Origin of the sequence: Kluyvera intermedia (genome assembly GCF_034424175.1) — a bacterium.
GTDB classification, from domain to species: domain Bacteria; phylum Pseudomonadota; class Gammaproteobacteria; order Enterobacterales; family Enterobacteriaceae; genus Kluyvera; species Kluyvera intermedia.
In genome coordinates, this window is sequence record NZ_CP139986.1 from 1,079,372 (window position 1) to 1,093,225 (window position 13,854).

Here is a 13,854-nt window from a genome sequence, read left to right on the forward strand (position 1 = left end):
CGACATGGCCGTAACTTCTCCGGGCGTATGCGCCGTGGTACCGGCAGCCGGATTTGGCCGCCGTATGCAAACGGAATGCCCGAAACAATATCTCTCAATCGGTAACAAAACGATTCTCGAACACTCGGTGGATGCGCTACTGGCTAACGCCCGCATTCAGCGAGTGGTTATCGCCGTCTCCCCTGGCGACGAACGCTTCCAGCAACTCCCTCTTGCACTGCATCCCCAAATTACCGTCGTTGATGGCGGCGCTGAACGTGCCGACTCTGTGCTGGCTGGCCTGCGCGCGATTGATGATGCGCAATGGGTGCTGGTGCATGATGCCGCGCGTCCGTGTCTGCATCAGGACGATTTAGCGCGCCTGCTCACGTTAAGCGAAACCAGCCGCGTGGGCGGTATTCTGGCCGCGCCCGTTCGTGACACCATGAAGCGGGCTGAAAGCGGAAAATCGGCCATTGCCCACACCGTCGATCGTAACGATTTGTGGCACGCGCTGACGCCGCAGTTTTTCCCTCGCGAGCTGCTGCTGGCCTGTTTATCCCGCGCGCTGAACGAAGGCGCAACGATTACCGACGAAGCATCAGCGTTAGAGTATTGCGGCTTTCATCCCGAGTTGATTGCCGGTCGTGCTGATAATATTAAAGTGACGCGCCCGGAAGACCTGGCGCTCGCCCAATTTTACCTCACCCGCTTGGGTAACCCGGAGAAAGCATAATGCGAATTGGACACGGTTTTGACGTACACGCCTTTGGTGGCGTTGGCCCGATTATCATTGGCGGCGTACGTATCCCCTATGAAAAAGGGCTGCTGGCGCACTCCGACGGCGATGTGGCGCTGCATGCATTGACCGATGCCTTACTGGGGGCGGCGGCGTTGGGTGATATCGGCAAGCTGTTCCCGGACACCGACCCGGCTTTTAAAGGGGCTGACAGCCGCGCGCTGCTGCGTGAAGCCTGGCGTCGTGTACAGGCGAAGGGGTACACCCTTGGCAACGTCGACGTCACGATTATCGCTCAGGCACCAAAGATGCTGACGCACATCCCGCAAATGCGCGTGTTTATCGCTGAAGATCTGGGCTGTCATATGGATGATGTTAACGTCAAAGCGACCACCACTGAGAAGCTGGGCTTCACCGGGCGCGGGGAAGGCATCGCATGTGAAGCGGTGGCGCTGCTGAATAAGGCGACCTCATGATTCAGTTTGATGCACTGACTTATCTACACGGTAAGCCGCAAAGTACAGGGCAGTTAAAAGCCAATCCGGAAGATTTTCTGGTGGTCGAAGATTTAGGTTTTGAACCGGACGGCGAAGGCGAACATATCCTGGTGCGCATACTGAAAAATGGCTGCAACACCCGTTTTGTTGCCGAAGCGCTGGCGAAGTTTCTTAAAATCCACGCTCGCGAAGTCAGCTTCGCCGGTCAAAAAGATAAGCATGCGGTCACCGAACAGTGGCTGTGCGCGCGCGTACCGGGCAAAGAAATGCCGGATTTAAGCCAGTTCCAGCTCGAAGGGTGTCAAGTGCTGGAATACGCCCGCCATAAGCGTAAGCTGCGTTTAGGGGCGCTCAAGGGCAATCAATTCACGTTAATTTTGCGTGAAGTGAAAGGGCGTGATGACGTTGAAGCCCGTTTGCAGGCAATCGTTGACGGCGGCGTACCGAACTATTTTGGTGCTCAGCGCTTTGGTATCGGCGGTAGCAACCTGCATGGCGCGCTGCGCTGGGCAGAAAGCGGTGCACCGGTTCGTGATCGAAATAAACGCAGTTTTTGGTTGTCGGCAGCACGCAGCGCGTTGTTTAATCAGATTGTGAGTGAACGCCTAAAAAAAACGGACTTTAATCAAGTTGTTGACGGCGATGCGCTACAATTATCCGGGCGTGGCAGCTGGTTTGTTGCAGGCGTTGAAGAGCAGGCTTTATTGCAGGCACGCGTTGACGCGCGTGAACTGATGATTACCGCCGCGTTGCCAGGTACTGGCGATTGGGGAGCTCAGCGCGACGCGCTGGTATTTGAACAAACCGTGCTGGCCGAAGAGACCGCGTTACAGTCGCTACTGCAACGCGAAAAAGTCGAGGCCGCTCGCCGCGCAATGCTGCTTTATCCGCAGCAGCTTAGCTGGAACTGGTGGGACGATGTCACCGTCGAACTGCGTTTCTGGCTCCCGGCGGGCAGCTTTGCAACCAGCGTGGTAAGGGAACTTATCAATACAACAGGTGATTATGCGAATATTGCTGAGTAACGATGACGGGATCCATGCGCCAGGCATTCAGACGCTGGCCAGAGCCTTACGGGAATTTGCCGAGGTTCAGGTAGTTGCACCCGATCGTAACCGCAGTGGCGCATCGAATTCGCTGACGCTTGAGTCTTCGCTTCGCACTTTCACTTTCGATAACGGCGACATTGCCGTACAGATGGGCACACCAACGGATTGTGTCTATCTTGGCGTCAATGCGCTGATGCGTCCGGGGCCGGATATCGTGGTTTCTGGCATTAATGCCGGGCCGAATCTGGGCGATGATGTTATCTATTCTGGCACGGTAGCCGCCGCGATGGAGGGCCGTCATCTTGGCCTACCCGCGCTTGCCGTATCGCTCAACGGTCACCAGCACTATGAAACCGCCGCCGCCGTGACCTGCTCGCTACTGCGCGCATTAGCACGCGAACCGCTGCGTACCGGGCGTATCCTGAATGTTAACGTTCCCGATTTGCCGCTTGACCAAATCAAAGGCATTCGCGTGACGCGCTGCGGCAGCCGTCATCCTGCGGATAAAGTGATTCCGCAGCAAGATCCTCGGGGCAATACGCTCTACTGGATTGGCCCACCGGGCGAAAAATGCGATGCCGGCCCGGACACCGATTTTGCCGCCGTTGATGAAGGGTATGTCTCGGTGACACCGTTACATGTGGATCTCACGGCCCAGAGTGCGCGAGAGGTGGTCTCTGGCTGGCTGGAGCAGGTGAGGGTCGACGCGCAATGGTAGTCAGTAAACGCATCCAGAGCCTGCTCAATCAGCTTCAACAATTGGGTATCCGCGATGAACGGGTGCTCGATGCGATGGCGAAAGTGCCGCGCGAAAAATTTATTGATGAAGCGTTTGAACACAGCGCGTGGGATAACGTTGCGCTGCCCATCGGCCAAGGGCAGACGATTTCGCAGCCATACATGGTGGCGCGAATGACCGAATTGCTGGAACTTACCCCGGAGTGCCGGGTGCTGGAGATTGGCACCGGTTCGGGCTATCAGACGGCCATCCTGGCACATTTAGTTCATCACGTCTGTTCTGTGGAACGTATAAAGAGCCTGCAATGGCACGCGCGGCGTCGCCTGAAGCAGCTTGATTTGCACAATGTATCGACCCGCCATGGCGATGGTTGGCAGGGGTGGCAGGCTCGCGCCCCATTTGACGCCATCATCGTGACGGCGGCTCCGCTGGAAATTCCGGTTGCGCTGATGTCGCAGCTTGATGAAGGCGGTATTCTCGTTTTACCCGTGGGCGATGATCAGCAGTATCTGAAACGCGTTCATCGGCGGGGAGGCGAATTCATTATTGATACCGTAGAGGCTGTTCGCTTCGTTCCCCTGGTGAAGGGGGAGCTGGCCTGAGACCCGGATTTTTCTGAAGGTTTTCGGCACAATTCAGCGTATGGTGAACACGTTTTCCAGTGTTTACGACGTGCGTTGCGCGGTATTAAGTCACTGGCAGTTAACCTATTCCTGGGGGATAAATGAGCGCGGGAAGCCCTAAATTTACCGTTAATCGTGTGGTGGCATTGTCACTGATTTCACTTTGGCTGGCAGGTTGTTCTTCATCGAATAACGCCCCAGCGCCAGTCAGCTCCGTTAATAGCAATGGATCCAGCAGCACCAATTCCGGCATGCTGATTACGCCGCCGCCAAAAATGGGCACCACGGCACAATCAACACCTCAGATTCAACCGGTACAGCCGGTTCAGACTCAGCCTATACAAACCCAGCAACCCGTGGCGCAGCCGGTAGCACAGCAACCGGTGCAAGTTGAAAATGGGCACATCGTCTACAACCGCAAATACGGCGATATTCCAAAGGGTAGCTACGCAGGTGGCAGCACCTATACCGTTAAGCATGGCGATACCTTGTTCTATATTGCCTGGGTTACCGGCAACGACTTCCGCGACCTTGCGCAGCGCAACAATGTTGCTGCGCCTTACGGCCTGAACGTCGGTCAGGTGCTGCAGGTTGGCAATGCTTCTGGTCAGCCAATTACCGGTAATAACCCGGTTGCGGTAGCCAGCGCACAGAGCAGTAGCGGGAATACCGGATTAGTCTCAAAACCTGCACAAAATTCCACCACGCCTGTTGCGTCGACTACCACAATTACGTATTCTGAGGATTCAGGTGAACAAAGTGCTAACAAAATGTTGCCTAACAACAAGCCTGCGACGACTACTGTCGTAGCGCCTGTAACAGCACCAGTTGCGAGCACCGCCGTACCGACTGCCAGCAGTACATCAACCAGTGCGCCTATCTCGGCATGGCGCTGGCCAACTGACGGCAAGATTATTGAAAACTTTAGCGGCACCGACGGTGGCAACAAAGGGATCGATATCGCGGGCAGTAAAGGACAGGCAATCGTCGCAACCGCTGATGGGCGCGTCGTCTATGCCGGTAACGCACTGCGCGGTTACGGTAATCTTATTATCATCAAACACAACGATGATTACCTGAGTGCTTACGCTCATAACGATACGATGCTCGTAAAAGAGCAACAAGATATCAAGGCGGGGCAGAAAATCGCTACCATGGGTAGCACAGGTACCAGTTCGACACGTTTGCATTTTGAAATTCGTTACAAGGGGAAATCCGTCAACCCGCTGCAGTATTTACCGCAGCGATAATGCGGCAAAGTCCTTCACATGAACGCTTTCAGGTGGCATCAGCAGCTGCAGAAGCCGCCTGATAAGTGACATGTTAAGGTGCATTGCCTGGGGATCACGGGTAGGAGCCACCTTAATGAGTCAGAATACGCTGAAAGTTCATGATTTAAATGAAGATGCGGAGTTTGATGAGAATGGAGCAGAGATTTTGATGAAAAAGTCCTGAATGAAGAGGAACCCAGTGACAGCGAACTCGCCGAAGAGGAGCTTTTATCGCAGGGTGCCACTCAACGTGTACTCGATGCGACTCAGCTTTATCTGGGTGAGATCGGTTATTCTCCATTATTAACCGCAGAAGAAGAAGTTTACTTTGCTCGTCGTGCCCTGCGTGGCGATGTGGCCTCGCGCCGTCGGATGATTGAAAGCAACCTCCGTCTGGTCGTGAAAATTGCTCGCCGTTATGGCAATCGTGGTCTGGCGCTGCTGGATCTTATCGAAGAGGGCAATCTGGGGCTGATTCGCGCCGTAGAGAAGTTCGACCCGGAGCGTGGGTTCCGCTTTTCAACCTATGCCACGTGGTGGATTCGTCAGACCATTGAACGGGCTATTATGAATCAAACCCGTACCATTCGTCTGCCAATCCATATTGTAAAAGAGCTGAACGTCTATCTGCGTACCGCTCGTGAACTGTCGCATAAACTGGACCACGAGCCGAGCGCCGAAGAGATAGCCGAACAGCTGGATAAGCCGGTTGATGACGTTAGCCGTATGCTGCGTCTCAATGAACGCATCACATCAGTTGATACGCCGCTGGGCGGAGATTCAGAAAAAGCGCTGCTGGATATCCTGGCCGATGAAAATGAAAACGGCCCGGAAGACACCACGCAGGACGATGATATGAAACAAAGCATCGTCAAATGGCTGTTCGAACTGAACGCCAAGCAGCGTGAGGTGTTGGCTCGTCGCTTTGGCCTGTTGGGCTATGAAGCGGCGACGCTGGAAGATGTTGGCCGTGAAATCGGTCTGACCCGTGAACGCGTGCGTCAGATTCAGGTTGAAGGCTTGCGCCGTCTGCGTGAAATTTTGCAGACTCAGGGGCTTAGCATCGAAGCGTTATTCCGCGAGTAAGATACTTTTCTTAAAAAGGCTCAATCCGATGATTGAGCCTTTTCCTTTTCTGGCTTTGTGCCGTTATCCCTGAGCTGTCTCATGCAGATGTAGCCAGATGATTTTATCTTCTTGCTGACGCAACACCGCTGTCGACCAGCGCTGTGTGGCCGGTTTGCCGGGTAAATGCTGGGTTTCCTGATAGACAACCGTTGCCCCATCGTCCCATTCACTCAGTACAGCGGCATTATCGATGACAATCTTCAAACCTGGACGGCAGGCGCCAGCTCCCTGGAAAAAGGCGCTAACTGCTTGATAATTCATCCGAGCCCCGCTGGGCGGAATCATCGTAAAATCGGTGCTAAAGCGATGCATTAGGGCATCCGCGCTCCCTTCACCGCGACCGAGCCAGTTTTCGATAAGTACGTGGGCGTCGATGACTTCTTGAATATAGCGATTCATGTATTCTCCATTTTGCGATGCAGGTGAGCAAAGGGATTAATCTTTCGGCTCTTGTGATATCAGGGTATGGATGAGACGGGAGAAATGCTGGCGCTCATCGGCGCTTAATCGTCCCAGAAACTCTTCATCAACGGCATTGCCCAACGGGATGGCGTGGGTCAGTAAAGCTTCGCCCTCAGCCGTTAAGAAGACAAAACGGCGACGTTTATCTGCCGGATCGTGTTCACGGCGCACCAGGCCGCGCTGCTCCATTCGGCTTAACATTTCCGCCAGCGTCGCTTTTGTACTCACTGCCGCTTCCGTTAGCGTGACCTGTTCAATACCCGGGTGCTCAGAAATAGCGCGCAATACCGCGTACTGCGGTTTGGTGAGATCTGGCAGGTCATGCTGCCAACGTGCCGTATGTTGCTGGAAAAGCTGGCGCAGTAAATGGAACGCCTCGTTTCTTAATTCCATGAGAACTCCGTAAAAAAACATCGCTTCTATGATAGCCGTTCGCGATGCTTTTGCGCATATTTCCTGCTTTGATTAAAAATGTGACCGTGTACGAACAAACTTGCACTCAAGAGCGATACGGCGTACCTTCATCTAAAATGTTCGTATACGAACAATGTGTGAGGTGATGATGAAATTGATTGTCGGAATGACTGGAGCCACCGGCGCTCCATTGGGGGTTGCTTTACTCAAGGCATTACGTGACATGCCGGAAGTGGAAACCCACCTGGTGTTGTCGAAGTGGGCCAGGACCACTATAGAGCTGGAGACCCCGTATAGCGCGCGCGAAGTGACTGAGTTGGCCGATTTCACGCATAGCCCCGCCGATCAAGCCGCCATCATCTCATCAGGTTCCTTCCGCACCGACGGCATGATTATCATCCCATGCAGTATGAAAACGCTGGCCGGTATCCGTGCCGGTTATGCCGACGGGCTGGTGGGACGCGCCGCCGATGTGGTGCTGAAAGAGGGACGCAAGCTAGTGCTTGTCCCGCGTGAAATGCCGCTCAGTACCATCCATCTTGAAAATATGCTGGCCTTATCTCGTATGGGCGTGGCGATGGTGCCGCCGATGCCAGCGTATTACAACCACCCGGAAACGATTGACGATGTCACCCATCACGTGGTGACGCGTGTGCTGGATCAATTTGGTCTTGAGCACCACAAAGCGCGTCGCTGGAGCGGGTTACGTGCCGCGAATTTTTCACAGGAGAATGCATAATGGCTTTTGATGATTTACGCAGTTTTTTGCAGGCGCTGGAAGACCAGGGGCAGCTGCTGAAAATCAGCGAGGAGGTAAACGCTGAGCCGGATCTGGCAGCGGCCGCGAACGCGACCGGCCGTATCGGTGACGGTGCCCCTGCGCTGTGGTTTGACAATATTCGTGGCTTTACCGACGCGCGTGTCACCATGAACACGATTGGCTCCTGGCAAAACCACGCCATTTCAATGGGGCTGCCGATGAACACGCCGGTCAGAAAGCAGATTGATGAGTTTATCCGTCGTTGGGATAAGTTCCCCGTGGCCCCAGAGCGCCGTGCCAATCCCGCATGGGCTGAAAATATCGTCGATGGCGAAGACATCAACCTGTTCGATATCCTGCCGCTGTTTCGTTTAAACGACGGGGACGGTGGTTTTTATCTGGATAAGGCCTGTGTGGTGTCGCGCGACCCGCTTGATCCGGATAACTTTGGTAAGCAGAACGTCGGTATCTACCGAATGGAAGTCAAAGGCAAACGCAAGCTGGGCCTACAGCCGATCCCAATGCATGATATCGCGCTGCATCTGCACAAAGCGGAAGAGCGCGGAGAAGACTTACCGATTGCGATTACGCTCGGCAACGATCCGATCATCACCCTGATGGGCGCAACGCCGCTGAAATACGATCAGTCGGAATACGAAATGGCTGGCGCACTACGTGAAAGCCCCTATCCGATTGCGACCGCACCGCTAACCGGTTTTGACGTACCGTGGGGTTCGGAAGTGATCCTCGAGGGCGTTATCGAGGGTCGCAAACGTGAGATCGAAGGGCCGTTCGGTGAATTCACCGGGCACTACTCCGGTGGCCGTAATATGACGGTGGTGCGTATCGATAAAGTCTCTTATCGCAGCAAACCGATTTTTGAATCGCTCTATCTCGGTATGCCGTGGACTGAAATCGACTACCTGATGGGCCCGGCGACCTGCGTGCCGCTGTATCAGCAACTGAAAGCTGAGTTCCCGGAAGTGCAGGCGGTGAACGCCATGTACACCCACGGATTGCTAGCGATTATCTCGACCAAAAAACGCTACGGCGGCTTTGCCCGCGCGGTGGGTCTGCGTGCGATGACCACGCCACATGGCCTGGGCTATGTGAAGATGGTGATTATGGTCGATGAAGATGTTGATCCGTTTAACCTGCCGCAGGTGATGTGGGCATTGTCGTCGAAAGTTAACGCTGCGGGCGATCTCGTGCAATTGCCGAACATGTCGGTGTTGGAACTTGACCCTGGCTCAAGCCCGGCGGGGATCACTGACAAATTGATTATCGACGCCACTACGCCGGTTGCGCCGGACAACCGTGGTCACTACAGCCAACCGGTACAGGACTTACCTGAAACCAAAGCCTGGGCTGAAAAACTGACCGCTATGCTGGTTAACCGTAAGTAAGGAGGAAAAGATGATTTGTCCACGTTGCGCCGATGAGAATATTGAAGTGATGGCGAAATCGCCGGTAAAAGATGTCTGGACGGTATACCAGTGCCAGCACTGCTTGTACACCTGGCGAGATACCGAACCGCTACGCCGCACCAGTCGCGAGCACTACCCTGAAGCGTTCCGCATGACGCAGAAAGATATTGATGATGCACCGATGGTGCCGAGCATCCCGCCGCTGTTGGCGAAAGATAAACGCTAAAAGACTAAGCAGCGACGGATTAACCCGTCGCTGCTATTTTATCAATGCCGCGCTGCCAGCGAGTCAACTTCCCAAGCTACCATAATCAATCTGGGAAGGCGGAGTTAGCACGCAAGAATTGGCGAGAATTTATCGCAAAATACGCGCCAGATCACAAACAAAATAGCGCTAGTACAATGATTTTTAAATACATCTTATTTCATGATATGTAAATATAAACATGATTTTAAAAACAGTATTGACTCTTGTTTTTAAGTGTGTAAATTAGGTTTTAACAGCACAGTGAAAGAAGTTAGTGTTTATTAAGAAGTACTGGGGTAAGCCATTTTGCAATAAGGCCACGAAGTTTGTAGTTTGGGATGTAATATGTTTTAAGGCCTCGTAGTGATTGTGCTGGAAAGCGAAATGGTAGAGTATGCGCGACGATGTAAGGCCTTGTTTTAAATTGGTATGTTGTGATTACTGCATCATGGTAAACGCAACGGTAATAAGGCAACGCATCAAAGAGTATATGTCGCGATGGGGGATGTACTTGTTTAAGGCGCCATGCTTAAGTTCGTGATAACGCTGGCGATGTGTGTAGCAGGATAACTAGAGGGAGGTTTTTAAGTTTTAATGCCCAATATTATCTGTAGTAAACGGGTGCATTTGAAAGCAGTATAAATTGAAGTAGCAAATCACTAAGTTAATTAATGTTAAATCTGAAGTTTGTAGTACCTTAAAAGCCCTTACCATCATGGTGAGGGCTTTTTCTTATCTGCTGCTCGCACACATTCTTATCCTTCGATAAACTCAACATCTGGAAAATCCAGGCGTAAGATTACGAAGGTACCGCTTCAGCGCATCTGAAGCGGTACAGATGATTACACCATTCCCTTCAAACGATAAATCCACTCCAGCGCCTGACGTGGCGTGAGCGAATCCGGATCCAGATTCTCCAGCGCCTCTACGGCAGGGGATGCTTCTTCAGGTGCGGATAACAGCGACATTTGCGTACCATCAACCTGAGTCGCCGCGGCATTCGGCGAGAGGCTTTCCAGTTCGCGCAGTTTCTGACGCGCGCGCTTAATCACCTCTTTTGGCACACCGGCAAGCTGGGCAACGGCTAAACCGTAGCTCTTGCTAGCCGCACCGTCCTGCACACTGTGCATAAAGGCGATGGTGTCTCCGTGCTCCAGTGCATCCAGATGTACGTTCGCAACGCCTTCCATTTTCTCAGGTAGCTGAGTTAGCTCGAAGTAGTGGGTGGCGAACAGGGTCAGCGCTTTGATCTTATTCGCCAGATTTTCCGCACAGGCCCACGCCAATGACAAGCCGTCGTAGGTCGATGTCCCGCGCCCAATTTCATCCATTAACACCAGGCTGTGCTCGGTTGCGTTATGCAGGATATTCGCAGTTTCGGTCATCTCCACCATAAAGGTTGAGCGGCCGGAAGCCAGATCATCTGCTGCGCCGACGCGGGTAAAGATGCGGTCGATAGGGCCAATCTCTACGCTCTGTGCCGGGACGTAGCTGCCGATATAGGCCAGCAACGCAATCAGCGCGGTTTGCCGCATATAGGTACTTTTACCCCCCATATTCGGCCCGGTGATGATGAGCATCCGACGCTGTGGTGTCAGGTTTAACGGGTTTGCGATAAACGGCTCATGGAGAACCTGCTCGACCACCGGGTGACGACCTTCGGTAATACGAATACCGGGTTTATCGGTAAAGCGTGGGCAGGTGTAGTTAAGCGAATAGGCACGTTCTGCCAGGTTAACCAGCACGTCCAGTTCTGCCAGCGCGTTAGCGCTCTGCTGCAAATCGCCAAGGTGTGGCAACAGCAGCTCGAACAACTCGTCATAAAGCTGTTTTTCCAGCGCCAGCGCTTTGCCTTTTGAGGTCAGAACTTTGTCTTCGTACTCTTTAAGCTCAGGAATAATATAGCGTTCGGCATTTTTCAGCGTCTGGCGGCGCACATAGTTGATCGGTGCCAGATGGCTCTGCCCACGGCTTATTTGAATGTAATAACCGTGTACCGCATTAAAGCCGACTTTTAAGGTATCGAGACCGGTACGCTCGCGCTCGCGGATCTCCAGACGATCAAGATAGTCGGTTGCACCGTCGGCCAGCGCGCGCCACTCATCAAGCTCTTCGTGATAACCCGGCGCAATCACGCCACCATCACGAACCAGTACCGGTGGCGCATCAATAATGGCGCGTTCCAGCAGCTCGCGCAGTTCAACGAACTCGCCCATTTTTTCACGCAGCATCTGCACCGGGGCGCTATCGACGCTCAGAAGCTGTGCGCGCAGTTCCGGCAATTGCTGGAAAGCGTGACGCATACGTGCAAGATCCCGTGGACGTGCGGTACGCAGCGCCAGACGGGCCAGAATACGTTCCAGATCGCCGACCTGACGCAGCACCGGCTGCAATTCAGCGGTGGTGTCCTGCAAAGCGCCGATAGTTTGCTGGCGTTCGGTCAGGGTTTTGGTATCACGCACCGGCATATGCAGCCAGCGCTTGAGCATACGGCTGCCCATCGGCGTGACGGTACAGTCGAGGACCGACGCGAGAGTATTTTCCAGCCCACCGGCCAGATTCTGGGTGATCTCCAGATTACGGCGCGTGGCAGCATCCATCACGATACTGTCCTGCTGGCGATCCATGGTGATGGAGCGAATGTGCGGCAGCGAAGTTCGTTGCGTATCTTTAACGTATTGCAGCAGACAACCCGCAGCGCAAAGACCACGCGGTGCGCCTTCAACGCCAAAACCGACCAAATCACGTGTGCCAAACTGCATATTCAGCTGCTGGCGCGCAGTGTCGATTTCAAACTCCCACAGCGGACGACGGCGCAGGCCACGACGGCCTTCAATCAATGCCGTTTCGGCAAAGTTTTCGGCATACAGCAGCTCAGCAGGGTTGGTGCGCTGCAGTTCAGCGGCCATGGTTTCCCGGTCAGCGGGTTCGCTAACACGAAAACGTCCAGAGCTAATATCCAGCGTCGCATAGCCGTAGCCTTTACTGTCCTGCCAAATCGCAGCCAGCAGGTTATCCTGGCGTTCCTGTAACAGCGCTTCATCGCTGATGGTGCCGGGGGTAACAATACGCACCACTTTGCGTTCAACCGGCCCTTTACTGGTTGCCGGGTCGCCAATTTGCTCACAAATAGCGACGGACTCGCCTTGATTGACCAGCTTAGCCAGATAGTTTTCCGCAGCATGATACGGAATGCCTGCCATCGGGATCGGTTCACCAGCAGAGGCACCACGTTTGGTCAGGGAGATGTCCAGTAACTGCGATGCGCGCTTTGCATCGTCATAAAACATCTCGTAAAAGTCACCCATCCGGTAGAACAGCAGAATTTCAGGATGCTGTGCTTTTAGCTTCAGGTACTGCTGCATCATCGGCGTGTGGGCGTCGAGATTATCGTTTGTACTCATCCGTTTATGATGTCCATTTACTTAGAATTCTTGAAGGTTACTTTCAGACTCAGTTGATGTCGTTGGATCTCATCGAATCCACGCTGTTTTCATGAGTACGTAGGGTGCATGATAACGGAGTCTGAATGTCAGGAAAACAAGAGGGAAAGCCACTTTTGTTTAAAGCGTTAAAAATAATGAGATCTGGTGACAAAGTTGAGCCTGATAGCTTCGTGAAAAACGACGTTAGCGGATGGGGTTTAGCCCTGAGGTATTCCCAGTAAATTTTTATAATTTAACGAATAAGCTAATGTATTGCTCTGAAGGGAAATTCGCACTGTTCGGTTCCCTCGCCCCTTTGGGGAGAGGGTTAGGGTGAGGGAGCACACCGTGCCTGAACTTATTTCTGGGGATTCCTCAGGGTTTAGCCCCGTTTTGTTATTTGTAAGCATGAAGACTTGGGTGATGGAAATTTCAAATTATGTGCCGCACTGGGAAGCCTGGTCGACATCGCCACAGACCAATAATCCCTTTCGGCCCTATTGGTCTGTAGTAAAAGCGTTTTTTGAAATAAATAATAAATTTATTCTGCTAACTTGCGACAACAAAATGCTGTTGTATGCAAAAGTGATGGAGTAATGAGTTTGGCAATCAAATGGCTAGCCTTTATAGCTAATAAATTAATAATTTTAAAAGGCACTATTTTTGTGGCCATCATGACGTTACAGGTGACTCCGGCTAGCAGCATGGAATTACCTGTTCATTTACAATGTGTAGGGAGCCAGAATCGGTCAGTTTTCGTGAACTGGGACGGTTACCCGAATAAATTGATAATACAAAATCAAAGTCTGGAAATGTACCTGGAACAAAAGTCAAAATCGGGACATATCCTCCGCCTTTATCAGGTTTCGGACAGCAACAAGAAGTTGGCCCTCATTGAATCAGATGAAGTAATAAAAATTATTTATGCGGAAGAGGGGGATGAGTTTGACGTGGAGTGCTCATAGCGCCATTGCCAATGCTTACACGCAGGGATGAAACTCCAATAAATAAGTTTTGATTTTAATTATCAGTCAGAGTTTCTTAAATGTTCTACAGTGGCCGCAATAAATTTTACAGCATGCTATAGGAGAGGG

General features: G+C 52.7%; 14 protein-coding genes and 1 pseudogene. 12 read left to right on the top strand and 3 right to left on the bottom strand.

The genetic code is table 11. The features are described from left to right. The first annotated feature begins 4 nt into the window (after positions 1-4). From ispD to rpoS, 7 genes and pseudogenes are all read left to right on the top strand, one after another. A complete protein-coding gene (gene ispD / locus U0026_RS05165) occupies positions 5-715 on the top strand; it encodes a 2-C-methyl-D-erythritol 4-phosphate cytidylyltransferase (protein ID WP_062775448.1) in 711 nt (236 codons plus the stop codon). Next, positions 715-1,194, top strand: a complete 480-nt coding sequence (ispF, locus tag U0026_RS05170; protein WP_062775445.1) for a 2-C-methyl-D-erythritol 2,4-cyclodiphosphate synthase — start codon at positions 715-717, stop codon at positions 1,192-1,194. The genes ispD and ispF overlap by 1 nt, the downstream gene beginning before the upstream one ends. After that, a complete protein-coding gene (gene truD / locus U0026_RS05175) occupies positions 1,191-2,240 on the top strand; it encodes a tRNA pseudouridine(13) synthase TruD (RefSeq protein WP_062775442.1) in 1,050 nt (349 codons plus the stop codon). Before ispF ends, truD begins: the two co-directional genes overlap by 4 nt. After that, positions 2,221-2,982: a 5'/3'-nucleotidase SurE gene (gene surE, locus U0026_RS05180; protein WP_062775439.1), complete on the top strand. Its 762-nt coding sequence runs from the start codon at positions 2,221-2,223 to the stop codon at positions 2,980-2,982. The genes truD and surE overlap by 20 nt, the downstream gene beginning before the upstream one ends. Further along, positions 2,976-3,605 carry a protein-L-isoaspartate(D-aspartate) O-methyltransferase gene (locus U0026_RS05185; protein ID WP_062775438.1) on the top strand — a complete coding sequence of 210 codons (630 nt, stop codon included), beginning with the start codon at positions 2,976-2,978 and terminating at the stop codon, positions 3,603-3,605. The genes surE and U0026_RS05185 overlap by 7 nt, the downstream gene beginning before the upstream one ends. A gap of 176 nt (positions 3,606-3,781) precedes the next feature. After that, on the top strand, positions 3,782-4,876 hold the full coding sequence (gene nlpD, locus U0026_RS05190) for a murein hydrolase activator NlpD (RefSeq protein ID WP_241974050.1): 1,095 nt from the start codon (positions 3,782-3,784) through the stop codon (positions 4,874-4,876). A gap of 115 nt (positions 4,877-4,991) precedes the next feature. Further along, a pseudogene (gene rpoS, locus U0026_RS05195) lies at positions 4,992-5,983 on the top strand (RNA polymerase sigma factor RpoS). Positions 5,984-6,046: 63 nt separating this feature from the next. On the opposite strand, the gene U0026_RS05200 reads toward rpoS, so the two are convergent. After that, entirely contained in the window at positions 6,047-6,424 is a 378-nt protein-coding gene (locus U0026_RS05200; protein ID WP_062775434.1) for a DUF4440 domain-containing protein, read from the bottom strand. Between the two features lie 36 nt (positions 6,425-6,460). Continuing rightward, the gene (locus tag U0026_RS05205) at positions 6,461-6,880 is read right to left on the bottom strand and encodes a MarR family winged helix-turn-helix transcriptional regulator (RefSeq protein ID WP_062775433.1); all 420 of its coding nucleotides are present in this window, start codon (positions 6,878-6,880) and stop codon (positions 6,461-6,463) included. Between the two features lie 169 nt (positions 6,881-7,049). On the opposite strand from U0026_RS05205, the gene U0026_RS05210 reads away from it, so the two are divergent. Genes U0026_RS05210 through U0026_RS05220 form a run of 3 tightly spaced genes read left to right on the top strand, consistent with a single transcriptional unit; the run spans position 7,050 to position 9,314 of the window. Further along, the gene (locus U0026_RS05210) at positions 7,050-7,640 is read left to right on the top strand and encodes a non-oxidative hydroxyarylic acid decarboxylases subunit B (protein WP_062775557.1); all 591 of its coding nucleotides are present in this window, start codon (positions 7,050-7,052) and stop codon (positions 7,638-7,640) included. Next, positions 7,640-9,067: a non-oxidative hydroxyarylic acid decarboxylases subunit C gene (locus tag U0026_RS05215; protein WP_062775432.1), complete on the top strand. Its 1,428-nt coding sequence runs from the start codon at positions 7,640-7,642 to the stop codon at positions 9,065-9,067. Before U0026_RS05210 ends, U0026_RS05215 begins: the two co-directional genes overlap by 1 nt. Before the next feature lie 10 nt (positions 9,068-9,077). Next, on the top strand, positions 9,078-9,314 hold the full coding sequence (locus tag U0026_RS05220) for a non-oxidative hydroxyarylic acid decarboxylases subunit D (RefSeq protein ID WP_062775431.1): 237 nt from the start codon (positions 9,078-9,080) through the stop codon (positions 9,312-9,314). An 863-nt stretch (positions 9,315-10,177) separates the two neighbouring features. On the opposite strand, the gene mutS is transcribed toward U0026_RS05220, so the two are convergent. Further along, on the bottom strand, positions 10,178-12,739 hold the full coding sequence (gene mutS / locus U0026_RS05225) for a DNA mismatch repair protein MutS (RefSeq protein ID WP_062775430.1): 2,562 nt from the start codon (positions 12,737-12,739) through the stop codon (positions 10,178-10,180). Positions 12,740-13,108: 369 nt separating this feature from the next. On the opposite strand from mutS, the gene U0026_RS05230 reads away from it, so the two are divergent. Next, on the top strand, positions 13,109-13,357 hold the full coding sequence (locus U0026_RS05230) for a hypothetical protein (protein ID WP_126440983.1): 249 nt from the start codon (positions 13,109-13,111) through the stop codon (positions 13,355-13,357). Positions 13,358-13,362: 5 nt separating this feature from the next. Beyond that, complete coding sequence (locus tag U0026_RS05235; RefSeq protein ID WP_126440984.1) at positions 13,363-13,725, top strand: hypothetical protein; 363 nt, start codon at positions 13,363-13,365, stop codon at positions 13,723-13,725. Positions 13,726-13,854: the final 129 nt, after the last annotated feature.

Excerpts from the sequence above, each read along its gene's own strand:
- ispD (WP_062775448.1), top strand. The coding sequence starts at position 5 with ATGGCCGTAACTTCTCCGGGCGTATGCGCCGTGGTACCGGCAGCCGGA.
- ispF (WP_062775445.1), top strand. The coding sequence starts at position 715 with ATGCGAATTGGACACGGTTTTGACGTACACGCCTTTGGTGGCGTTGGC.
- truD (WP_062775442.1), top strand. The coding sequence starts at position 1,191 with ATGATTCAGTTTGATGCACTGACTTATCTACACGGTAAGCCGCAAAGT.
- surE (WP_062775439.1), top strand. The coding sequence starts at position 2,221 with ATGCGAATATTGCTGAGTAACGATGACGGGATCCATGCGCCAGGCATT.
- U0026_RS05185 (WP_062775438.1), top strand. The coding sequence starts at position 2,976 with ATGGTAGTCAGTAAACGCATCCAGAGCCTGCTCAATCAGCTTCAACAA.
- U0026_RS05200 (WP_062775434.1), bottom strand. The coding sequence starts at position 6,424 with ATGAATCGCTATATTCAAGAAGTCATCGACGCCCACGTACTTATCGAA.
- U0026_RS05205 (WP_062775433.1), bottom strand. The coding sequence starts at position 6,880 with ATGGAATTAAGAAACGAGGCGTTCCATTTACTGCGCCAGCTTTTCCAG.
- U0026_RS05210 (WP_062775557.1), top strand. The coding sequence starts at position 7,050 with ATGAAATTGATTGTCGGAATGACTGGAGCCACCGGCGCTCCATTGGGG.
- U0026_RS05215 (WP_062775432.1), top strand. The coding sequence starts at position 7,640 with ATGGCTTTTGATGATTTACGCAGTTTTTTGCAGGCGCTGGAAGACCAG.
- U0026_RS05220 (WP_062775431.1), top strand. The coding sequence starts at position 9,078 with ATGATTTGTCCACGTTGCGCCGATGAGAATATTGAAGTGATGGCGAAA.
- mutS (WP_062775430.1), bottom strand. The coding sequence starts at position 12,739 with ATGAGTACAAACGATAATCTCGACGCCCACACGCCGATGATGCAGCAG.